The organism is Zobellella sp. An-6 (assembly GCF_052487945.1).
In genome coordinates this window covers 186400-207528 of record NZ_CP199259.1, presented here as the reverse complement: position 1 = coordinate 207528, position 21129 = coordinate 186400, and the positions used below count along the sequence as shown (strand labels likewise).

Sequence of the window (21129 nt, the reverse complement as noted above, 5' to 3'; positions counted from 1 at the left end):
TTTTCCCGGACCCACTCATGAGCACTCCCGTCACCACCCACCTCGTCATGGGCTTTCTCGGCAGCGGCAAGACCACCCTGCTGCGCCACCTGCTGGCCCACAAGCCGGAGCAGGAGCGCTGGGCCATCCTGGTCAACGAGTTCGGCGAGGTGGGCATAGACGGCGCCCTGCTCAGCGATCAGGGCGCCACCATCAAGGAAGTGCCCGGCGGCTGCCTGTGCTGCGTGTCCGGCCTGCCCTTCCAGATCGGGCTCAACGCCCTGCTGCACAAGGCCAGGCCCGATCGCCTGCTGATCGAGCCGAGCGGCCTGGGCCACCCCAGCCGCATCCTCGACATCCTCACCAACGAGCACTACCGGGAGGCACTACGATTGGGCCCCGCCTTCTGCCTGGTGGACCCGCGCCAGTGGGCCGATCCACGCTACCGGGAGCACGACACCTACCAGGACCAGCTGGCCCTGGCGGACATACTGGTGGCCAACAAGACGGACCTGTGCAGCACGGCCGAGCTCGAGGCCCTGCGCCGGGGCCTGGACGGCTACCGGCCGCCCAAGCAGGCGCTGGTGGAGGTCTGCCAGGGCCAACTGGACCCGGCCTGGCTGCAGGGCGAACACAACCCGGACCGCCGGGCGGCCCATCCCCGGGCCCATGAAGACAACGCCCCCCGGCCGCTGATCGCCGACCAGGGCCCCCGCCTCAGCCGCGGCCAGCCCTGGCGCCGCTACAGCAACCACGGCCAGGACCATTTCTCCATCGGCTGGCGCTTTCTCGACGAGGTGGTGTTCGACCAGGCGGCGGTCGAGGCGTTTTGCGCCGAACTCGAGGTGGCGCGGCTGAAGGCGGTGCTGCGGGGGGAAGACGGCTGGCGCGCCTTCAACAAGGTGGACGGCCGGCTCAGCGTCTATCGCATCGCCCCCCAGCGGGAAGGCCGCCTGGAGCTGATCGACCCCGCTCCCCTGGCGGCCCAGCCGCTGCACCAGCGGCTGATGCAGACGGTACTATCTCTGCCCTCGTCATAAAACTGTCACGAGATTGTCTTAGTCTGCCGGCCACAAGGATACGTTGGGGTCTGGCCGATGAAAGTTTCGCTGTTTTCGATGTTGTCTTCGCTGCTGCTGATCGCCCTGGCGCTGCTGCTGGCTGGCGCCTTCTACCTGGGGGACCTGCGCCTGCAGCAGGGGGAAGCGACCCGCGCCAGCCTGGAGCAGCTGCGACGGGATGCCAATATCTCCCTCTACCGCACCATCTCCGCCTACCTGGCGAGCGGTGACACCAGCCTGATGACCGAGGCCGAGCACCAGCTGCAGGCGATGGAAACCGCCCTCGGCCACCATGCCGGCGGCGAGCCGGCGCAACAGGCGGTGGCTCGCCTCTATCAGCAACTGACCCACGACTTCCGCGAGGCGGGCAAGCTCTCCGGCAACAGCCAGCACCTGCTGCAACACGCCGAGCAGGAGCTGGCCGACCAGCTCCGGGCCCTGGCCCGCTACGCCGACAGCCCCCACAGCCTGGCCCCCCGCTACCAGGCCCTGGTGGGGGAAATGCTGGCCGCCCTGCCCCGCCTTATCCACCTGCGCCAGGGCTATATCGGCGACAACAACCCCCAGCTTCGTGAGGCCCTGGACTTCCAGCTGAACGAGCTGACCAAACTGTCCGCCCGGCTCCAGGCACTGCCCCTGCTGGGCATCTACCAGGAGCAGGAAGTCGACGAATTCGCCCTGCGCAAACCCAAGCCGGTGGAGCTGGGCGACGCCCCCCGCCGGGAAGTGCACAGCCTGCTCGGCCGCTATCCCAAGGAGCTGGGCAACACCCAGGATACCCTGGCGCTGCGCGGCCAGGCCTCGGACGCCCTGGGCGCCAGCCTGAACGACATTGAGCAACAACTGGATTTGCTGGTGGCCAGGCAGGAAGCGGCCCGCGTGCAGGAATACCGGCAACTGGCCCTGTTGCTGCTGGCCCTGTGCGCCACCCTGCTGCTGTTCGCCCTGCTCAGCTACCTGTTCCAGCGAGTGCTGGTGGTCAACCGCCTGCGCCTGCTGCGCAACGCCTTCCGCCAGCTGGTACAGGACGGCCAGCTCGCCACCCTGCCGGTGACCCACCCCAACAGCGAGCTGGGCCAGATCGCCACCAGCTTCAACGGCCTGATCGAAAGCCTGCAGCAACAGCAGCACGGCCGGGCCGAGCAGCTGCAGCACGTGTCCCAGGCCCTGGAGCAGATGATCGAAGAGGTGCTGGATATCCAGCGCCATACCCAGACCACCGACCAGACCATGAGCGGCAGCGTCGACATGGTCAACGAGCTCAACCACCTTGCCCAGCAGATGCGCCAGGCCACCGACGACATCGCTGCCACCGCCCGCGACAACCTGCAGGCCATGGGGGTCAGCCGGGAAAGGGTAGAGCAATTGGTGTACACCGCCGAGCAGAGCCAGCAGGCCGCCGAAACCGGCCGCCAGGCCCTGGACAGCCTGGTCCGCTCGGTCGGCGACGCCTCCGCCATCATCGGAGTGATCCAGCAGATCGCCGAGCAGACCAACCTGCTGGCGCTCAATGCGGCCATCGAGGCGGCCCGGGCCGGGGAGCACGGACGGGGATTCGCGGTGGTGGCGGACGAGGTGCGCAAGCTGTCCGGCAATACCCAGGGCTCGCTCACCGAGATCGGCGGCATCATGGAGCGGCTGCGCCTGGCCAGCGACGAACTCAACCTGACCATCAGCAAGATGATGCAGGCCGCCGCCACCCAGCACGATCAGGCCCAGACCCTGATGGAGGTGACCGAGCAGGTGCGCGCCACCTCCCAGGCCACCACCACGGTGGCGGAGCGGGGCGCCGGCCATGCCGACAGCCAGGCCGCCGAACTGGGCCGCTTCATGGGGCTGATGGACGAACTGAAAGGCCAGTCCACCGAGGTGTCGGCCCGGGCCGGCCAGGTGGTGACGCGCATCCGCAACCAGGCCGGCACCATCACCGCCATGCTGCAGCAGGCCTGAACCGCCCCCAGGCGGCTACAGCTGGTTGATGGGAATCTTCAGGTAGACCTTGCCCCGCTCGTCCGGCGGCGGCAGGCGGCCGGCGCGGATATTGACCTGGATGGCCGGCAGGATCAGCCGGGGCATGGCCAGGGTGGCGTCCCGCTCATCGCGCATCGTCACGAACTCCGCCTCCCCGACGCCGTCGTGCACATGGATATTGTGCCGGCGCTGCGCGCCGACCGTGGTCAGGCACTGGTGCTCCCGCCCCGGCCTGGGGTAATCGTGGCAGATGTAGATGGCGGTCTCCTCGGGCAGCGCCAGCAGCCGATGGATGGAGCGGTACAGCCGGCTCGCGCTGCCGCCGGGAAAGTCGCAACGGGCGGTGCCCACGTCCGGCATAAACAGGGTATCGCCGACGAAGACCGCCTGTTCGTTGATGATATAGGCCAGATCCGCCGGGGTGTGGCCGGGGGTGTGCATCACCCGAAAGCGGAGTCCACCCACCTCGAAGGCGTCGCCGTCGGCAAACAGACGATCGAACTGGCTGCCATCGGGCAGGAATTCCTGCTCCAGATCGAACACCTGGCGGAAGATCGCCTGCACCTCCCGGATATGTTCGCCGATGCCGATCCTGCCGCCCAGCTGCTCGCGGATAAAGGGGGCCGCCGACAGGTGGTCCGCGTGGGCGTGGGTTTCCAGTATCCAGTGCAGGGTCAGCCCCTGCTCCCGGACGAAGTCCACCAGTTGTTGCGCCGTGTCGGTACGGGTGCGGCCCGACTTGTAGTCGAAGTCCAGCACCGGATCGATCACCACCGCCTGGCCGCCGGGGCGGTCGTACACCACATAGCTGAAGGTTTCGCTGTCCTGGTCCAGGAAGGCCTTGACGAGCGGGGCGCCGTGCTGAGTCATGCTGTTGTCCTCCGATGGCGGGAGCCGATTTAAATTAGTATAAACTAATTTAATGCATACTTCCTCGCGCATCGTCATCGACGCCGGCCCGCCCGGCAGCCGGCTTACAGCGCTTCTTTTACATAGAGGTCGAAGCGGTTGTTTTTGCTCTCGATCTGCGCCGAAGGCGTGACCCCGTCGAGGAAGCCGGCGTAATCGGGCCGTTTCACCACCACCCGGGCGCGGGCCAGGTTCAGCGCCCGGGGCAGCAGGGCATCGGCGTCTTCGTCCGGGCCCACCAGGGAGTGGAACACCCGCATCTCCTTCTTCACCAGCGCCGACTTTCTCTTGTGGGGGAACATGGGATCCAGGTAGACCACATCCGGGGCGTCGGTGATGTCCGCCAGGCCCCGGCCGAAGGGCAGCAGCCGCAGCCGCTCGGCGACCCAGCCGCCGATTTCCGGATCCTGTGCCGCCCGGCGCAGGCCGTCGGCGAGCAGGGCGTGCACCACCGGATGGCGTTCGCACAGGGTCACCACACAGCCCAGCGAGGCCAGCACGAAGGCGTCCCGCCCCAGGCCGGCGGTGCCGTCCACCACGCTCGGGTTGTGGCCGTGCTTGAGCCCCACCGCCTTGGCGATGCTCTGGCCCCGGCCGCCGCCGAACTTGCGCCGGTGCGCCACGGCTCCTTCCACAAAATCCACATGGATGGCGCCGAGCCTGGGCTCATCCAGCTTGCGAAGCTCCAGCCGGCCCCGGGTGAACACCAGGGCGAAGGGCGCCGGCGCCGTTACCCCGGCCAGGCGCCGGGCCAGCTGTCCGGCCTCGTCCGCCAGGGCGGGGTCTTCCACTTCAATCTGTATCGGGTACTGAGTGTCCGCCATAGGACTCCAAAAAAGGCAGCAATTCACGAATGGCCAGGGGCCGGGCGATCAGGTAGCCCTGCAGGTAATGACAGGGCTGGGCGGCAAGATACGCCGCCTGGGCCTCGGTTTCCATCCCTTCGATCACCACCGACATGCCCAGGTCGCCGATGATCCGCAGTATGCCCTCCAGCAGCAGGCCGTCACGCCGGTTGCCGGGCAGGTGGTCGATAAAGCTCTTGTCGATCTTGACCAGGTCGATGGGAAAGGCGCGCAGGTAGTTGAGCGCCGAATAGCCGGTGCCGAAATCGTCGATGGCGATGCGGCAACCCGCCTCGCGCAGGGCGCGGATCCGCTCCAGGTGCTGCTCGTTGCCCTGCATGAACAGGGACTCGGTGATCTCGAAGATGATGTGCCGGGGCGACAGGCCGTGCTGCTGGATCACCGACAGCCATTCGCCGCCGTCCAGCCCCAGGCTCTGGAACTCCAGGCTGGAACGATTGATGGCCATGTCCAGGGCATAGCCGGCCTGGTGCAACCGGCGCAGGTCGGCACAGGCCCGGTTCAGCACCCAGTCGCCCAGGGCCTGCACCATGCCGCACTCCTCCGCCACCGGCACGAACTCCGCCGGGGAGATGTAGCCCAGGCCGGGGTGTTGCCAGCGTACCAGCGCCTCCAGCTTGGTGATGCCGCCGGTCTCGGCGGCGACGATGGGCTGGTAGTGCAGGCTGAGGCCGCCCTGCTTGATGGCCTCCACCAGCTCGTGCTGCAGCCGCAGCCGGCGGCTCTGGAAGCGGTTGAGCTGGCTGTCGTACAGGGCCAGCGGCTGCTTCTTCTGCTTGGCGTCGAACAGCGCCTGCTCCGCCTGCTGCAGCAGGCTCTCGGCGTCCTCCTCCTCGGTACCGGGCCAGAGCGCCCCGCCCAGGGTGGCGTCCACGTAGAGGTGCTGTTCGGCCAGGTGCAGCGGCCGCTTGAGTGCGCCCAGCAGGTGCTTGCCGAAGATGCGCGCCTGGCGGTGCTGCACTATGCCGGGCACCAGCACCGCGAACTCGTCGCTGCCGATACGGGCCAGGAAGTCGCCGCCGCGCAGCCGGCTCTGCAGCCTGACCGCCACCTCGCGCAGCACCCGATCCCCCACCCTGTGGTTCATGGCGTTGTTGAACAGCCGGAAGTTGTTGATATCCAGGATCATCAGCGCGAAGGGCTCCCGCCGCCGGCAGTACTGGCTCAGACGGCGGTGGAAGCTGGCCCGGTTGGCCAGGCCGGTCAGGCCGTCCTCCTCCGCCAGTTGCCGCTGCTCAGCCGGCTTGACGTGGCTGATATCACTGAACACCGCCAGGTACTGGCGGACGCGCCCCCGCTGCCGCAGGGTGCTGATTCTGAGGAACTCCGGATACACCTGACCGTTCTTGCGCCGGTTCCACACCTCGCCCTGCCAGCAGCCCCGCTCCCGCAGTGCAGCGTTCATGGCCTGGTAGAATTCCCTGTCGTGCATGCCCGACTTCAGCATCGACGGGAAACGGCCGATCACCTCGCAGGCGGTGTAGCCGGTGATGCGCTCGAAGGCCGGGTTCACCGCCAGGATGCGGGTGCTGGCATCACAGATCATCAGCCCTTCCGGACGAAACTGCTCCAGGATCTGGCTGGTTTGAAACCCGATCTCGTCCTGGCGTTGCGGCTCCAGGCCCGCCAGCAGGCCGATGAGATGGTCGGGCCTGCCCTGCTCATCGGGCACCAGGGCCAGGTGCATGCACCCCCAGAACACCTGGCCGCTCTTGTGCAGGTAACGTTTTTCCAGGGTGGCCATGCCCTGGCCCGGCTCCTGACCCAGGCGCTGGTAAAGGCGCAGGGTGTCGGGCCAGTCGGCGGCATGGGTCAGGCAGCTGACCGACCGGCCCTCCAGCTCGGCGGGGGTAAAGCCCAGGCTCTGCTGCAGCCGGTGGTTGCTCCAGAGGATGGTGCCGGTCGGACTCAGCTTGAGCAGCGGCAGCGGCAGGTGGTTGAGCAGGGCCGGTGAGCGGGTGGCGATACGGGCCCGGTCGTGCTGGCTGAAGATGGCGCGAAACAGCCGGAGCCAGGAGGTTGCCGGCAGCCGGCGGTCCCGGCGCTGCCACAGGAGCAAGAGGCCATAGCCCGGATAACAGGGAGCCAGGGACAGGAAGTAGCCCGACCCCGCCTGCAGGGCGCGGCATTGGCGATGGCGCAGCGGCTGCCGCTCCTTGCGCAGTCCCTGCAGGGCCGCCTCGGGCAGGGCGATGCCGGCGGCCAGCACCGGCTGCCACACCTCCCCCTGCAACCGGCACAACAGGGCGCCGTCGGCCACCTGTTGTTCAACCAGTTGATCCAGGCACCAGAGGTTAAACCATGATGCGACCTTGCTTTCCATATTGTCGATGTTATCCGAGAGCCCGTGCCAGCCCCGTGTATACCTTATCCGGCCGGGGCCTGGCCAGCGGCGGGCACAAAAAAGGTGGCCTCGGCCACCTTTTATTCCGCACCACCCTAGGCGGCGATGCCCGAGTGGCGCAGCAGGGCATCGATGTTCGGCTCCCGGCCGCGGAACTGCTTGAACAGCTCCATCGGCTCTTTCGAGCCGCCCTGCTCCAGCACCGCGTGCAGGAAGTCGCGGCCCACCCTGGCCGAAAACACCCCTTCCTCCTCGAAGCGGGCGAAGGCGTCGCTGGACAGCACCTCGGCCCACTTGTAGCTGTAGTAACCCGCCGCGTAACCGCCGGCGAAGATGTGGGAGAAGCTGTGCTGGAAGCGGTTGAACTCGGGCGGCGGCAGCACCGATACCGTGCTGCGCACCTGGTTCAGTATTTCCTGCACCCGCCCGGGGCGGGCGCCGTCCCTGGCCATATGCAGGCGGAAGTCGAACAGGGCGAACTCCAGCTGGCGCAGCATCATCAGCGCCGAGTGGAAGTTGCGCGCCGCCAGCATCCGCTCCAGCATGTCCGCCGGCAGCGGTTCGCCGCTCTGGTAGTGACCGGAGATAAAGGCCAGCGCCTCGGGCTGCCAGCACCAGTTTTCCAGGAACTGGCTGGGCAGTTCTACCGCGTCCCAGGCCACGCCGTTGATGCCGGCCACCCCGGCCACGTCCACCCGGGTCAGCATATGGTGGATGCCGTGGCCGAACTCGTGGAACAGGGTCAGCACCTCGTTGTGGGTGAACAGGGCTGGCGCATCGCCCACCGGGCCGTTGAAGTTGCAGGTGAGGTAGGCCACCGGCTTCTGCAGGCTGCCGTCCTCCCGGTAGCGGCGGCCGATGCAGTCGTCCATCCAGGCGCCGCCGCGCTTGTTGGCGCGGGCGTACAGATCCAGGTAGAAGCTGCCGCGCAGCTCGCCGGCGTCGTCGTAGATATCGAAGAAGCGCACGTCCGGGTGCCATACCTCCACCCCGAAGCGCTCCTTGACCTTGATGCCGAACAGCCGTTTCACGGTCTCGAACAGGCCGTGCACCACCCGATGTTCGGGGAAGTAGGGACGCAGCTCTTCGTCGGAGATGGTGTATTTGTGCTGCTTGAGCTTTTCGGCGTAGTAGCTGATGTCCCAGGCGTTGAGCCGGTCCACCCCGTGCTGTTCGCGGGCGAAGGCGGTGAGCTCGGCCAGCTCGGCCTCGCCCTGGGGACGGGAGCGGCTGGCCAGCTGGTCGAGGAACTCCAGCACCTGCTGCTCGCTCCGGGCCATCTTGGTGGCCAGGGAGACCTGGGCATAGTTGTCGTAACCCAGCAGCTCGGCCAGCTCCTGCTTGAGCGCCAGGATTTCCTCGATCACCGCGGTGTTGTCAAACTCGCCGGCCTTGGGGCCCTGATCCGAGGCCCGGGTGCAATAGGCCCGGTACAGCTCCTCGCGCAGGGCGGCATCGTCGGCGTACATCATCACCGGCAGGTAGGAGGGAATGTCGAGGGTGAATACCCAGCCGTCCAGCTCCCGGGCCTTGGCCTGGGCCTCGGCCGCCGCCAGGGCGGACTCGGGCAGGCCGGCCAGCCGTGCCTTGTCGGTGATGTGCTTGATCCAGGCCTGGGTGGCGTCCAGCACCCGGTTGGAGAAGGTGGAAGCCAGCTCCGACAGCCGGGACTGGATGGCCCCGAAGCGCTGTTTCTGCTCCGCTTCCAGGGCGATGCCCGACAGCCGGAAGTCGCGCAGGGTGTTGTCCACTTCCTTCTGCTGGGCCAGGCTCAGCTTCTTGAAATCGTCCCGGTCGGCCAGGCTCCGGTAGGCGTCGAACAGCCCCTCATGCTGGCCCATCCAGGTGTGGTACTCGGACAGCAGCGGCAGGCAGGACTCATAGGCCTGGCGCAGCGCCTCGCTGTTCATCACCCCGTTCAGGTGGCCGATGGGCGACCAGATCCGGCTCAGGTGATCGTTCACTTCCTCCAGCGGCGCCACCAGGTTGTCCCAGGTGAACTCCTCGTGGCGCGCCAGCACCGTTTCCACCCGCTTCTTGCAATCCGCAATGGCATGCTCCACCGCCGGCCTGATGTGCTCCGGCTTGATCTGGCTGAACGGCGGCAGGCCGTCCATGGTAAGTAGCGGATTCGTCATGGTCCTGTACCTCTTGATTGTTTTGGCCGTCGCCCCGCCCGCGGGCGGTGAGGGAATACCCCTAACATGATGACGGCGGCGCCAATGTTCAAGCTTTTCCTGATCCTGTCTCCTGATTGACCGCCGGAGTGCTCAACTACTGACCAGATAACCGGTCAAAACTTGGTGTACAATCGGCCAACAGTGTTAATTGACCCCCATTCCACCACGGAGCAGACATATGGCACAACACTTCGACTATATCGCCATCGGCGGCGGCAGCGGCGGCATCGCCTCCGCCAACCGGGCCGCCATGTACGGCAAGAAAGTGGCGCTGATTGAAGCCAAGGATCTGGGTGGCACCTGCGTCAACGTCGGCTGCGTACCGAAGAAGGTGATGTGGCACGGCGCCCAGGTCGCCGAGGCAGTCAAGCTCTACGCCGCCGATTACGGCTTCGACCTGGAGCTCAAGGGCCACGACTGGGCCCGGCTGGTGGAAAGCCGCCAGGCCTATATCGGCCGCATCCACCAGTCCTACGACCGGGTACTGGGCAATAACAAGGTGACGGTGATCAAGGGCTTCGCCCGCTTCAGGGACGCCCACACCGTCGAGGTGAACGGCGAGCACTACAGCGCCGACCATATCCTGATCGCCACCGGCGGCGAACCCATCATCCCCCATATTCCGGGGGCCGAGCACGGCATCGACTCCAACGGCTTCTTCGCACTGACCGAGCAGCCCAGACGGGTGGCGGTGGTCGGTGCCGGCTACATCGCGGTGGAGCTGGCCGGGGTGCTGAACGCACTCGGTTCCGAGACCCACCTGCTGGTGCGCAAGCAGGCGCCGTTGCGCAGCTTCGACCCCCTGCTCACCGACACCCTGGTGGAGGTGATGGCCGCCGACGGCCCCACCCTGCACACCCATTCCATTCCGAAAAGCGTGGAAAAACAGGCCGACGGCAGCCTGACCCTGCACCTGGAAAACGGCGGGTCGCTCACCGTGGACTGCCTGATCTGGGCCATCGGCCGCCGCCCGCTGACCAAGGGCTTGAACCTGGAGGCCGCCGGCGTGTCGGTGGACCAGCACGGCTACATCAAGGTGGACGAGTACCAGAACACCACGGCCCCGGGCGTGTACGCGGTGGGCGACAACATCGGCTATGTGGAGCTGACGCCGGTGGCGGTGAAGGCCGGACGGCAGTTGTCCGAGCGGCTGTTCAACAACAAGCCCGAGGCCAGGATGGATTACGATCTGGTGCCCACCGTGGTGTTCAGCCACCCGCCCATCGGCACCATGGGCCTGACCGAGCCCCAGGCCCGGGCCCAGTACGGCGACGATCGGGTCAAGGTGTATACCTCCTCCTTCACCGCCATGTACACCGCCGTGACCCGGCACCGCCAGCCCTGCAAGATGAAGCTGGTGTGCGCGGGCGAAGATGAAAAAGTGGTGGGCATTCACGGCATCGGCTTTGGCATGGACGAGATCCTGCAGGGCTTCGCGGTGGCGGTGAAGATGGGCGCCACCAAGGCCGACTTCGACGCCTGCGTGGCCATCCACCCGACGGCGGCGGAAGAGTTCGTCACCATGCGCTGAGCGAGGTTGCAGTGAACCAGGCCGGAGTTCAATCCGGCCTTATTTTTGTCGTGAACACCACCCATCCCTCCAGACCCAGCCACCACTCCCCGCATCCGCCTTCGTGACTTAGGGCCCGGCCGCTGTTTACCAATCCGAAGAAAACAATATAATCGATAACCATTCGTATTTTCTTTCCTGGTTTACTGCCCATGCTCAGCGCCGCCCGCATACTGATCATCGAAGACGACGTCGCCCTCAACGACCAGCTCGCCGAATTGCTGCACCACCGGGGCTATGACATCAGCCAGTGCCACGATGGCGAACAGGGACTGCTCACCGCCCTGGCCGCGCCCTTCGATCTGATCCTGCTGGACGTGCTGCTGCCCGGGCGCAGCGGCCTGTCGTTGCTCAAACTGTTGCGCCAGCGCCAGCAGACACCGGTGATCATGCTGACCGCCTGCGGAGCGGAAGAAGAGCGGATCCAGGGCTTCAGCCAGGGCGCCGACGACTACCTGGCCAAGCCGTTCAGCTTTACCGAACTGGCGCTGCGCATCGAGGCCCTGCTGCGCCGGGCCATGGGCAAGATGGCACCCCCGGCGGATCCCCCCGAGATACAGCATCAGGGGCTGCTCCTGAACCGGATGCGGCAGCAGGCCAGCTTCCGGCAGCAGCCCATCACCCTGACCCCCCTCCAGTTCAAGCTGCTGTGGATGCTGGTCCGGCACAGAGGCGAGGTGTTGAGCAAACCCCTGCTCTACCAGCAGGTGCTGGAGCGCGAGTTCAGCCGCTACGACCGCAGCCTCGACATGCACCTGAGCCGGGTGCGGCGCAAGCTGACGGAGGCCGGCATGGCGAGCGATCACCTGCAGACGGTCCACGGCACCGGATACCTGTTCCGATGAACCGCCGCCTGCTGTGGAAGCTGTGCGCCACCATCGCCTTCGGCACCGTGGCCCTGTTCTGGCTGCTCGGCTACCTGGTGGACCACACCGAGCACAGCATGAGCTTCATCGCCCCCAAACACCGGAAGACGCTGCTGGACTACGGCGCCGAGGCCGAGCGCCTCTACCTGGCCGGCGACGCACAGGCCCTGGCGACCTGGCTCGAACAACTGCAGCAACGGGAGCACACCTGGGCGGCGGTGGTGCGCTCCCGGCTGGAGCCGGTGGCCGGCATCATCGGCCAACGGTTCTGGGAGGGGTTTGGGCTGGGCCGCAGCGTGGAGTGGAAAATCCACCTCTATTTCGCCGAAAACCCCATCATGGAAATCCCCTTCCATGACCGCCACGTCCACTTTCTGATCCAGTTGCCCCAGCACATGCGTCCGGGCGGCTACCAGCCCCACACCCGGGTGCTGCTGCAAATCGCCCTGCCGCTGTTGCTGCTGGTGCTGCTGAGCCTGGTGCTCTACCGCCACCTGATGTCGCCGCTGCGCCAGCTGGAGAAGGCCACCCGCCGCTTCAGCGAGGGCGATCACCAGGTACGGGTGCGGGCCGCTCTCGGCAAGCGCAACGACGAACTGGCGCGCCTGGCCGACACCTTCGACCGTATGGCCGAGCGCACCGGCCGTCTGCTCCAGAATCAGCGCCACCTCATCGCCGATCTGTCCCACGAACTGCGCACGCCCCTGACCCGCATCGAGATGGCGGTGGACTGGGCCGAACAGGCACCGGACAAGGCCGAGGCGCTGGCGCGCATCCGCCGCGACGGCGAGCTGATGCGCCGGCTGGTGGAGGATACCCTGACCCTAGCCTGGTTGGAGAACGAGCGCCCCCGGCTGAACGGCGACGACCTGGATCTGATCGACCTGCTCGACAGCCTGATCGACGACGCCCGCTTCGAGTTTCCCGGGCACGACATCTGCGCCAGCCTGCCCAGGCAGGCACCACTGACGGGCAGCAGCCAGCGGGCCCTGGGTCAGGCCATCGAGAACATGCTGCGCAACGCCCTGCACCACACGCCGCCGGGAGGCCGGGTCTCCCTGGCGTTGACGCCGGACGGAACCGGCTACCGGCTCCATATCGACGACCAGGGACCCGGGGTGCCCGAGGCACATCTGAACGACATCTTCCTGCCCTTCTTCCGGCTCGATGGCGCCCGCCAGGGCCAGGCCGGCGGCTTCGGCCTGGGATTGGCCCTGGCCCGGCGCCAGTTGGAAGCGGCCGGCGGCCGGGTGCATGCCAGCAACAGACCCGAGGGAGGCCTGCGCATGACGCTCTGGCTGCCACGCGACGGCAAGACGTAACAAATGTAAAACCGCTTCACTTTGTCGAAAGCCCAAACAAGAATACGAACCCTAATCATTTGATAATAATTCTTATTTGAAGAGGTTGACGACGTGCATAGCAGTAATACCCCCGCCCGCCGGCCCGCCCTGCTGGCCCTGGCCATCTCCGGCATAGTCTCCACTCCCCTGGCTGCCGCGCCAATCACGCAGCTGGATACGGTGAACGTCACCGACAGCCGCACCGCTCCGGACACCGATGTGCTGATCGGCCAGGATACCCTGGAGAAAACCCAGGCCACCGACGCCGCCGACATCTTCTCCAAGACCCCCGAAGTGGCGGTGGGCGGCGGCTCATCGCCGGTAACCCAGAAAATTTACGTGCGCGGCATCGAGGACACCCTGCTCAACGTGACCGTGGACGGTGCTACCCAGTCCGGTAATATCTTCCATCACCAGAGTCGCCTGTCCATTTCTCCCGAGCTGCTCAAACAGGTGGAAGTCTCCGCCGGTGCCGGCGAGGCCACCAATGGTCCGGGCGCCCTGGGCGGCGCCATTCGCTTTGTCACCAAGGATCCTTCCGATCTGCTGCGTCCCGGCCAGCGCGTGGGCGCCATGCTGCAGGCCGGCTACTTCAGCAATACCGACGGCTACAGAACTTCCGGCAGCGTCTACGGCCACCTGACCGACGACTGGAGCGCCCTGGCCACCCTGACCAAGACCGAGCTGGGCGACTACAAGGACGGCGACGGCAACACTCAGCCCTTCACCGAATCCGATGTACTGACCGGCTTTGCCAAGGTGGTGGGCCAGCTCACCGAAGAGCAAAAACTGACCCTGAGCTATGAGCGCAACCAGGACGAGGCTTTCCGCAAGCACCGCCCGCACTGGATACCCAGCGTCCGCAACCCGGTGTTTGACCAGGAAATGATCCGGGAAACCATCACCGGCAAATACGGCTTTGACGCCACCAGCAACGACCTGGTCGATCTGGAAGTGACCCTGTACAACACGGAGGCCTCGCTCGAGCATATCGAAGGCCCCTTTGGCACCGTGCTCGGTTCACAGGAAAGCTACGGCGGCGATCTGCGCAACACCAGTCAGTTGGGCGACCACAGCCTGACCTACGGCGTGGACCATCGTCATGACGAAGGCAAGTTGGTTACCACCGGTACAGCCCGTGAAACCGGCAGCGTCACCGGCTTTTACCTGCAGGAACACTTCCAGGCCACCGACCGCCTGCTGCTGAGCGCCGGCGCCCGTTACGACTGGTATGAACTGGACGATGAACAGCTCAACCAGCAATTCAGCGAATCCGGCTTCAGCCCCAACCTGGGCTTCAGCCTGGATATCACCGACGAGCTGACCCTGCACGGCGGCTGGGCCCGCGCCATGCGCGGCACTCAGGTCAAGGAGCTGTTCGTACTCGACTACTATACCAACGCCGCCGATCGCACCAAGGAAGTTGCCGACAACTACGAGCTGGGTGTGAACTACCGCAACGGCGGCCTGCATATGAGCGCCGAGGCCTTTGTCACCGAGATAGAAGGCGTGGTGGGCCAGGTTTCCCGCGCCGTACTCGGCAACGTCGGCGATCTGAAAACCAAGGGCTTCAATGTCGGCATTGGTTACGACTGGAGCCAGGTCAGCGCCGGCGTGAATTACAGCCAGAGCCGCCCCGAGCTCGACGGCGTACCGCTGAACGACGACAACTGGACCCTCGGCACCAGCGTGGGCGACACCTGGGTGGCCTACCTGGACTTCCGCCCGATCGACAGCGTGGATCTGGGCTGGAGCGGCACCTTCCGGGAGCGCCTGACCGATCTGGCTCCCGGATATACCGAGAAGCCCGGCTACGGCGTGCATGACATCTACGCCCGCTGGCGTCCGCTGGCCGGCGATCAGTTGACCCTGGCCGTGACCGTGCAGAACCTGCTCGACAGGCAGTATCAGGATCATGCCAGCTATGCGGTTTACGGTGACGTGGCGGCCGGCCTGCCCGAGGCCGGCCGGGATATTCGCCTCAGTGCGAGCTACAAGTTCTGATGGTTCAGGGGGGAGCTAAAGCTCCCCCCTGTCACGATTACATAAACGGGAAAAGCAATGATTATCCCTCTTATTAAAAAACTTTCCTGCGTGCGCCGCCTTGCCGGCGCCTTGCTGTTTCTGCTGCCGGCCCTGCCGGCCCTGGCCGGGACCCTGACCGACCTGGCCGGACGCCAGGTCACGCTGCCCGAACGGGTGACCGGCATCATCCTCGGCGAAGGTCGCTACCTGCCGGCACTGGCCATACTGGAAGGCGAACGGCTCACCACACGGCTGGCGGGGATCATGCCCGACTTCGAACTGGCCGATCCGGCCGGCTACCGTCAGTACCTGCAGGCCTTTCCCGAGCTGGCAAAGATCCCCCGCCTCGGTCGCAGCAGCGCCGACAGCTTCAGCATCGAGCAGGCGCTGGGCCTGGGCGCCAACCTGGCCCTGTTCGGGCTCGAAGGCCACGGCCCCTCCGCCCGGGATGCCGAATTGATCCGCCGGCTCGAGCTGGCCGGCGTGACCGTGGTGTTCATCGATTTCCGCCAGGATCCCCTGGCCAATACCCCGCGCAGCATGGCGCTGCTGGGACAGTTGCTGGATCGGGAAGAACAAGCGCAGGCCTTCGTGGATTTCTACCGGCAGGAGCTGGCGCGGGTAAGGAATGGCCTGGCCCGTCGCGGCCAGGCCCCGGCACCCACCGTATTCCTGCACAGCCGGGTCGGGCTGCAGGATGCCTGCTGCGAAACCATGACCAAGGGCATGATGGGATCTTTCCTGTCGGCGCTGAACGGCGACAACATCGCCAGCGACAGCGTGCCCGGCGTGGCCGGCATCTTCAACCTGGAACACCTGCTGATGGCCCAGCCCAGGGTGTACATCGCCACCGCCATCGGCTCTCCCGATACCCTGCAGTCGGACCCGCAGTTCATCGCCCTGGGTGCCGGCATCTCCGCGGACGAGGCCAGGACCAGCCTACGCCGGGTGCTGTCTTCCCCCGGCCTGGCCCAGCTGGAGGCGGTGCAGGAACAGCGGGCCTATGCCATCTGGCATCACTTCTACAATTCGCCGCTGAACATCGCCGCCGTGCAGGCCTTTGCCAAATGGCTCTACCCTGACACCTTCGCCGAGCTGGATCCGGACCGGACCCTGGCCACCCTGTACGAGCGTTTTCAGCCGATCCCGCTGGACGGCACCTACTGGACCGGACTCTGAGCCATGAACCACAGCACTTCCCTCCCCCTGCCGGAGCCGCACCACGCGTCCCTGGCCCTGCGTTATCAACGTTTTATCTGGCGACGCCTGGCGCTGCTGCTCGCCCTGGCCATCGCCCTGGTCATCGCCTTCGTGTTCGACATCGCCACCGGCCCGGCCCCCCTCGGCCCCCTTGCCGTGCTGGAGGGCCTGTGGCACCCCGAAGCACTGGACGCCAGCACCCGCGTCATCATCCACGAAGTGCGCCTGCCCTATGCCCTGATGGCGCTGGCGGTCGGCGCCAGCCTGGGCCTGGCCGGCGCGGAAATGCAGACGGTGCTCAACAATCCCCTCGCCAGCCCCTACACCCTGGGGGTGGGCGCCGCCGCCACCCTGGGCGCCTCCACCGCCATCGTCTTCAAGATAAGCCTGCTCGGCCTGCCCATGGCGATGACCCTGCCGCTGATGGCCTTCCTGTTCGCCGCCGGCGCCGCCCTGCTGATCCTGCTGCTGTCACGCAGTTTCGGCACCGGCGTCCATACGGTGGTGCTGTTCGGCATCGCCCTGCTGTTCGGCTTCAACGCCCTGGTGGGACTGCTGCAGTTTGTGGCCGACTTCGATTCCTTGCAGCAGATCGTGTTCTGGACCATGGGCAGCCTAGCCCGGGCCAACCTGGAGCAGGTGGGCATCGTCACCCTGGTCTTCCTGCTCTGCCTGCCCTTTTCCCTGTCCCAGGCCTGGGCCATGACCACGCTGCGCAGCGGCGAGGAGCAGGCCAGAAGCCTGGGCATCCGCGTGGAACGGCTGCGCCTGCTGGTGTTGCTGCGGGTCAGCCTGCTGACCGCCACCGCCATGGCCTTTGTCGGCGAAATCGGCTTTATCGGCCTGGTGGGGCCCCACATCGCCCGCCTGTTGCTGGGCGAGGATCATCGCCTGCTGCTGCCCGGCAGCGCCCTGGCCGGCGCCCTGTTGCTGTCGTTGTCATCCATCGCCAGCAAAACCCTGGTGCCGGGCATACTGTTGCCGGTGGGCATGGTCACCGCCCTGGTCGGCATTCCCCTGTTTATCGCCCTCATCATCAGCCGCGGACGGGAGCAATCATAGATGTCACTGCAGATACAGGATCTCGGCGTCGGCTACCGCCGCCGTCCCATCCTCTCGGGGCTGAACATGCGGCCGACGTCCCCCGGCTCCCTGGTGGGGGTGATCGGCCGCAACGGTGCCGGCAAGTCCACCCTGCTGAAAAGCATCGCCGGCCTGTTGCCGAGCCATGGCCGCATCATGCTGGATGGCCAGCCCCTGGCCGGGCGGCGCCCGGCCAAGGCACCCGGTTACCTGCCCCAAAGCCTGCCGCAGCCCACCTCGCTGCTGGCCTACGAGACCGTCTACAGCGCCTGTCGCGCGGTGCACGGCGGCCTGCCCCGCCCCCGCCTGGAGGCGGAGATCCAGCGGGTGTTCGATCGCCTGGGGATAAGCGACCTGGCCCTGCGCCGGCTGGATCAGCTCTCGGGCGGCCAGCGCCAGATGATTGGCCTGGCCCAGGTGCTGGTGCGTCAGCCCCGCCTGCTGCTGCTCGACGAACCCACCAGCGCCCTGGACCTGCACTGGCAGCTGAACGTGCTGGAGTGCGTGCGGGAGGTCACCCGCAGCCAGGGCAACATCGCCCTGGTGGCCATTCACGACATCAACCTGGCGCTGCGTTTTTGCGACGAACTCTGGGTACTGGCCGGGGGCGGCCTGCTCGCCCAGGGCCCGGCCCGGGACGTGCTGACCCCGGCCGTGCTGCGCACCGCCTACGGCGTGGAAGCCCGGGTCGAGCGCTGCTCCCGTGGCCTGCCCATGGTGCTGTGCGACAGCGCCATGCCCGCTTTTCAACCCTCACAAGGAGAACCCCATGGCTGACTGCCTGGCGCGCATCGCCACTCCGCACGGAGAAGGCTACATCAAGAAACTCTGCATCCACTTCCGGCACAAGGTCGAGGCCGACTGGCAGGATCGGCAAGGCTGGGTGCAGTTCGCCATGGGCCGCTGCGAGCTGAATGCCGGCGCCGGACACCTGGAGGTACGCTGCACGGCGGCGACCCCGGCCGACCTGGCGGCGGTGGCCGACACCATGAAGTCCCATTTCGACCGTTTCGCGGTGCGGGACGGCCTGGTGCTGAGCTGGATATAAAGCCGGGCCGCACCCTTGACCTGGTCCTGAAACGCAAAAAGCCGGACCCGGTCCGGCTTTTTGCTGGCCGCGGCCCGCTCAGTGGTGATGGCCACCCTCGCCGTGGGCGTGACCGTGGGCGATCTCTTCCTCGCTGGCGGGGCGCACCGCCACCACCTCCAGTTCGAAGGTCAGGGTGCGGCCGGCCAGGGGATGGTTGAGATCCACCTCGGCCATGAACTTGCCGACTTTCAGTATGGTCACCTGGCGGTGGCCCTGGTCGGTGTGCACCACCGCGGTCATGCCCGGCCGCCAGCGGCTGGCGCCGGTGAGGTGCTTGACCGGCACCCGCTGGGTCAGGCCGTCCTTGCGCTCGCCGTAGGTCTCGGCGGCCGGCAGGGTCACGCTGAACCGCTCACCGGCTTCCTTGCCGGCCAGGGCCTTTTCCACCCCCGTCATCATGTTGCGGTGGCCGTGCAGGTAGGCCAGCGGCGACTGGCCGGCGTTGCTTTCCAGCACCTCGCCATTCTCGCCCTTCAAGATGTAGTTGAACTGCACTACGGTGTTGTCGGCAACTTGCATCTTTATCCTCGTCTGAAAAAAGGAACACCGATGGTCGTGCGGGCGCAACGGCAGCCCAAAGTCCTTCGATGCCCCATGTAGTAGGCTTAAGACAGGGCGCGGCCATCCGACCACACCCGGAGAAGGGAGGATAATATCATGAAGAAGCAACCAAGATGGAACGGCCTGCTGCTTGGCATCGCCCTGCCGGCACTGGCCCTGGCCGCCGACATCCCGGACCAGGGCCCCGAGCAACACCTGCTTTACCCGCCCGAGCAGATCGCATGGCAGCCCGGTCCGGCCTCGGTGCCCGCCGGGGCCCAGTTCGCGGTGCTGGAAGGCAACCCGGCCGAAGCCGGGATCTTTACCATGCGCCTCAAGCTGCCCGACGGCTACCTGATCCCGCTGCACTGGCACCCCGGCGTGGAAAGGGTCACGGTGCTCAGCGGCATCGTCTACCTGGGCATGGATGACGGCCACGCCAAGGAAAACGCACAGCGCCTGGCGGCCGGCAGCTACACCGCCATGCCCCCGGGCATGCGCCACTACGCCCTGGCCGAGGGCGAGACGGTGGTCCAACTGACCTCGGTCGGCCCCTGGCAGCTGAACTATGTCAATCCGGCCGATGATCCGCGCCAATAACCCATGGCCTCAGGTCCGCCCGGAACCGGTCCGGGCCTGAACCCGTTCACAACACGAATATCCTCACCACCCGCCCACGGGGCCGACAAGGGGCCACCCTGCGTGCCCCCATTCCACGCCAGCCCGGGATGATTCCCCGTCCGGCCGCCAAATTGAGCACGGCCGGTGATTGGGATACACTGCCCGAACCCCGAAGCCAGCCGAGAGCCAGTGCCGCATGTCCAAACCACAGGATAGTGTTCGCATTATCAAGAAATACCCCAACCGCCGCCTGTACGACAGCCACACCAGCAGCCACGTCACCCTGGCCGACATCCGCCGGCTGGTGCAGGAAGAAGAGCCCTTCCAGGTGGTGGACGCCAAGACCGGGGAAGACATCACCCGCAGCATACTATTGCAGATCATCCAGGAGGCGGAGAGCGACGGCGATCCCATCTTCTCCAGCGACATGCTGAAGAACATCATCCGTTTCTACGGCCCCTTCCAGGGCGTGCTGGGCAGTTATCTGGAAGAGAGCATCCAGTCGGTGATCGATATCCAGACCCAGGCCGGCATGCAGTCTTCCAAGGCCTGGACCGAGTTCATGCATAGCCAGGTGCCCATGATGCAGGAACTGATGCGCCAATATGTGGAGCAGTCTCGCCAGCTCTACCTCAACACCCAGAACATGTTCGGCCTGTTCGGCTCCTTTCCCGGGGACAGCGACAACAAGCAGAATCAAAAAAAAGACGATAAGGAATAACCTTATCGTCCCAAACGAGATAACAACTCGTTGTTGTTATTTGTTGTTTAGTTAGCTGGCCTTGGCCGCGCGGGTGGTCTTGGCGGCGGCGGTCGCGGTGTTGGTGGCGACGGCGGCCACGGCATTGATGCCTTTCTCGGCCGCTTCGGCCACTTGCTTGGCGGCTTTCTCGGAGCTTTCCGCAGCCTGCTTCAGGGCCTTGTCGGCGATCTCGGCGGCGTCCTTGGCGGCTTTCTGGGCGCTTTCATAGGCTTCGTTGGCGCTGCTGACCGCGCTCTTCAGGGCGGTGACCGCCGGCTCTGCGGCTGCGGGCACGCTGCTGGCGAACTGCTCGACCCACTCGTCTACCTGCTTGCTGCCGGCGGCAATCTGCTGCTCGCCAAACTTGCTCACTTCCTGCTGGGCGTCGGTCACCAGGGCAAGCAGTTCCTTGTTGAACGCCAGTTGGCGATCCAGCAGGGCGGTGGGGCTGAAGAAGGCGGTTTGCAGTTCGAAGAAAGCCTTGGGATCCCGTACCGCCAGCAGCTTGCCGACGTAGTCGAACTGGGCGGCGCTCAGCTCGGCAACGGCTTTGGACTGCAGCTGGCCCAGCTTTTCCACGCTGGCGAACAGGCTGCCGGTCAGACCCTGCACCTGGGCCAGGTTGGCTTGTTGGGCACTTTGCAGCTTTTCGAAATTGAACAATGACATAGTTAGCGTCTCCTGAAAAATGGGAAGGCATCGGCCCTGCACGCCAACAAAGAAATCATCATCACACTAA

At 66.0% G+C, this 21129-nt stretch carries 18 protein-coding genes; 12 read left to right on the top strand and 6 right to left on the bottom strand.

Annotated features, from left to right (window positions below):
* Positions 1-17: 17 nt before the first annotated feature.
* Positions 18-1019 carry a CobW family GTP-binding protein gene (locus tag ACT7DK_RS00915; RefSeq protein ID WP_445395412.1) on the top strand — a complete coding sequence of 334 codons (1002 nt, stop codon included), beginning with the start codon at positions 18-20 and terminating at the stop codon, positions 1017-1019.
* Positions 1020-1076: 57 nt separating this feature from the next.
* Positions 1077-2990: a methyl-accepting chemotaxis protein gene (locus ACT7DK_RS00910; protein WP_445395410.1), complete on the top strand. Its 1914-nt coding sequence runs from the start codon at positions 1077-1079 to the stop codon at positions 2988-2990.
* A gap of 15 nt (positions 2991-3005) precedes the next feature.
* Here the strand turns inward: ACT7DK_RS00910 and ACT7DK_RS00905 are convergent, their stop codons facing one another.
* From ACT7DK_RS00905 to prlC, 4 genes are all read right to left on the bottom strand, one after another.
* Complete coding sequence (locus tag ACT7DK_RS00905) at positions 3006-3881, bottom strand: MBL fold metallo-hydrolase (protein ID WP_445395408.1); 876 nt, start codon at positions 3879-3881, stop codon at positions 3006-3008.
* A gap of 104 nt (positions 3882-3985) precedes the next feature.
* Positions 3986-4744, bottom strand: coding sequence for a class I SAM-dependent methyltransferase (locus tag ACT7DK_RS00900; protein ID WP_445395406.1), 759 nt, complete (start codon positions 4742-4744; stop codon positions 3986-3988).
* A complete protein-coding gene (locus ACT7DK_RS00895; RefSeq protein WP_445395404.1) occupies positions 4713-7109 on the bottom strand; it encodes a putative bifunctional diguanylate cyclase/phosphodiesterase in 2397 nt (798 codons plus the stop codon). The genes ACT7DK_RS00900 and ACT7DK_RS00895 overlap by 32 nt, the downstream gene beginning before the upstream one ends.
* A 116-nt stretch (positions 7110-7225) precedes the next feature.
* Positions 7226-9268 carry an oligopeptidase A gene (prlC, locus tag ACT7DK_RS00890; protein WP_445395402.1) on the bottom strand — a complete coding sequence of 681 codons (2043 nt, stop codon included), beginning with the start codon at positions 9266-9268 and terminating at the stop codon, positions 7226-7228.
* 220 nt (positions 9269-9488) lie between these two features.
* Between prlC and gorA the strand changes: the two genes are divergently transcribed.
* The 8 genes from gorA (at position 9489) to ACT7DK_RS00850 (ending at position 18445) form a co-directional block, all read left to right on the top strand.
* Positions 9489-10841 (top strand): glutathione-disulfide reductase, encoded by a 1353-nt coding sequence (gorA, locus tag ACT7DK_RS00885; protein WP_445395400.1) that lies wholly within the window; start codon positions 9489-9491, stop codon positions 10839-10841.
* 191 nt (positions 10842-11032) lie between these two features.
* Positions 11033-11725 carry a response regulator transcription factor gene (locus tag ACT7DK_RS00880; protein ID WP_445395398.1) on the top strand — a complete coding sequence of 231 codons (693 nt, stop codon included), beginning with the start codon at positions 11033-11035 and terminating at the stop codon, positions 11723-11725.
* Positions 11722-13068: a histidine kinase sensor domain-containing protein gene (locus ACT7DK_RS00875; protein WP_445395396.1), complete on the top strand. Its 1347-nt coding sequence runs from the start codon at positions 11722-11724 to the stop codon at positions 13066-13068. The genes ACT7DK_RS00880 and ACT7DK_RS00875 overlap by 4 nt, the downstream gene beginning before the upstream one ends.
* 93 nt (positions 13069-13161) lie before the next feature.
* Positions 13162-15093: a TonB-dependent receptor domain-containing protein gene (locus ACT7DK_RS00870; RefSeq protein ID WP_445395394.1), complete on the top strand. Its 1932-nt coding sequence runs from the start codon at positions 13162-13164 to the stop codon at positions 15091-15093.
* Between the two features lie 57 nt (positions 15094-15150).
* Positions 15151-16293, top strand: a complete 1143-nt coding sequence (locus ACT7DK_RS00865) for an ABC transporter substrate-binding protein (RefSeq protein WP_445395392.1) — start codon at positions 15151-15153, stop codon at positions 16291-16293.
* Positions 16294-16296: 3 nt separating this feature from the next.
* Positions 16297-17376, top strand: a complete 1080-nt coding sequence (locus tag ACT7DK_RS00860; RefSeq protein WP_445395390.1) for a FecCD family ABC transporter permease — start codon at positions 16297-16299, stop codon at positions 17374-17376.
* Positions 17377-18174, top strand: a complete 798-nt coding sequence (locus ACT7DK_RS00855; RefSeq protein WP_445395388.1) for an ABC transporter ATP-binding protein — start codon at positions 17377-17379, stop codon at positions 18172-18174.
* Positions 18167-18445: a DUF2218 domain-containing protein gene (locus tag ACT7DK_RS00850; RefSeq protein ID WP_445395386.1), complete on the top strand. Its 279-nt coding sequence runs from the start codon at positions 18167-18169 to the stop codon at positions 18443-18445. The genes ACT7DK_RS00855 and ACT7DK_RS00850 overlap by 8 nt, the downstream gene beginning before the upstream one ends.
* 78 nt (positions 18446-18523) lie before the next feature.
* On the opposite strand, the gene ACT7DK_RS00845 is transcribed toward ACT7DK_RS00850, so the two are convergent.
* Positions 18524-19006 carry an FKBP-type peptidyl-prolyl cis-trans isomerase gene (locus ACT7DK_RS00845; protein WP_445395384.1) on the bottom strand — a complete coding sequence of 161 codons (483 nt, stop codon included), beginning with the start codon at positions 19004-19006 and terminating at the stop codon, positions 18524-18526.
* Between the two features lie 138 nt (positions 19007-19144).
* Between ACT7DK_RS00845 and ACT7DK_RS00840 the strand changes: the two genes are divergently transcribed.
* A complete protein-coding gene (locus ACT7DK_RS00840; RefSeq protein WP_445395382.1) occupies positions 19145-19627 on the top strand; it encodes a cupin domain-containing protein in 483 nt (160 codons plus the stop codon).
* Positions 19628-19844: 217 nt separating this feature from the next.
* Positions 19845-20369, top strand: coding sequence for a polyhydroxyalkanoate synthesis repressor PhaR (phaR, locus tag ACT7DK_RS00835; protein ID WP_445395380.1), 525 nt, complete (start codon positions 19845-19847; stop codon positions 20367-20369).
* A gap of 51 nt (positions 20370-20420) precedes the next feature.
* On the opposite strand, the gene phaP is transcribed toward phaR, so the two are convergent.
* Positions 20421-21059 (bottom strand): TIGR01841 family phasin, encoded by a 639-nt coding sequence (phaP, locus tag ACT7DK_RS00830; RefSeq protein ID WP_445395378.1) that lies wholly within the window; start codon positions 21057-21059, stop codon positions 20421-20423.
* Positions 21060-21129: the final 70 nt, after the last annotated feature.

Excerpts from the sequence above, each read along its gene's own strand:
- prlC (WP_445395402.1), bottom strand. The coding sequence starts at position 9,268 with ATGACGAATCCGCTACTTACCATGGACGGCCTGCCGCCGTTCAGCCAG.
- ACT7DK_RS00860 (WP_445395390.1), top strand. The coding sequence starts at position 16,297 with ATGAACCACAGCACTTCCCTCCCCCTGCCGGAGCCGCACCACGCGTCC.
- phaR (WP_445395380.1), top strand. The coding sequence starts at position 19,845 with ATGTCCAAACCACAGGATAGTGTTCGCATTATCAAGAAATACCCCAAC.
- phaP (WP_445395378.1), bottom strand. The coding sequence starts at position 21,059 with ATGTCATTGTTCAATTTCGAAAAGCTGCAAAGTGCCCAACAAGCCAAC.
- ACT7DK_RS00895 (WP_445395404.1), bottom strand. The coding sequence starts at position 7,109 with ATGGAAAGCAAGGTCGCATCATGGTTTAACCTCTGGTGCCTGGATCAA.
- ACT7DK_RS00845 (WP_445395384.1), bottom strand. The coding sequence starts at position 19,006 with ATGCAAGTTGCCGACAACACCGTAGTGCAGTTCAACTACATCTTGAAG.
- ACT7DK_RS00900 (WP_445395406.1), bottom strand. The coding sequence starts at position 4,744 with ATGGCGGACACTCAGTACCCGATACAGATTGAAGTGGAAGACCCCGCC.
- ACT7DK_RS00905 (WP_445395408.1), bottom strand. The coding sequence starts at position 3,881 with ATGACTCAGCACGGCGCCCCGCTCGTCAAGGCCTTCCTGGACCAGGAC.
- ACT7DK_RS00915 (WP_445395412.1), top strand. The coding sequence starts at position 18 with ATGAGCACTCCCGTCACCACCCACCTCGTCATGGGCTTTCTCGGCAGC.
- ACT7DK_RS00875 (WP_445395396.1), top strand. The coding sequence starts at position 11,722 with ATGAACCGCCGCCTGCTGTGGAAGCTGTGCGCCACCATCGCCTTCGGC.
- ACT7DK_RS00850 (WP_445395386.1), top strand. The coding sequence starts at position 18,167 with ATGGCTGACTGCCTGGCGCGCATCGCCACTCCGCACGGAGAAGGCTAC.
- ACT7DK_RS00910 (WP_445395410.1), top strand. The coding sequence starts at position 1,077 with ATGAAAGTTTCGCTGTTTTCGATGTTGTCTTCGCTGCTGCTGATCGCC.
- gorA (WP_445395400.1), top strand. The coding sequence starts at position 9,489 with ATGGCACAACACTTCGACTATATCGCCATCGGCGGCGGCAGCGGCGGC.
- ACT7DK_RS00865 (WP_445395392.1), top strand. The coding sequence starts at position 15,151 with ATGATTATCCCTCTTATTAAAAAACTTTCCTGCGTGCGCCGCCTTGCC.
- ACT7DK_RS00855 (WP_445395388.1), top strand. The coding sequence starts at position 17,377 with ATGTCACTGCAGATACAGGATCTCGGCGTCGGCTACCGCCGCCGTCCC.
- ACT7DK_RS00840 (WP_445395382.1), top strand. The coding sequence starts at position 19,145 with ATGAAGAAGCAACCAAGATGGAACGGCCTGCTGCTTGGCATCGCCCTG.
- ACT7DK_RS00880 (WP_445395398.1), top strand. The coding sequence starts at position 11,033 with ATGCTCAGCGCCGCCCGCATACTGATCATCGAAGACGACGTCGCCCTC.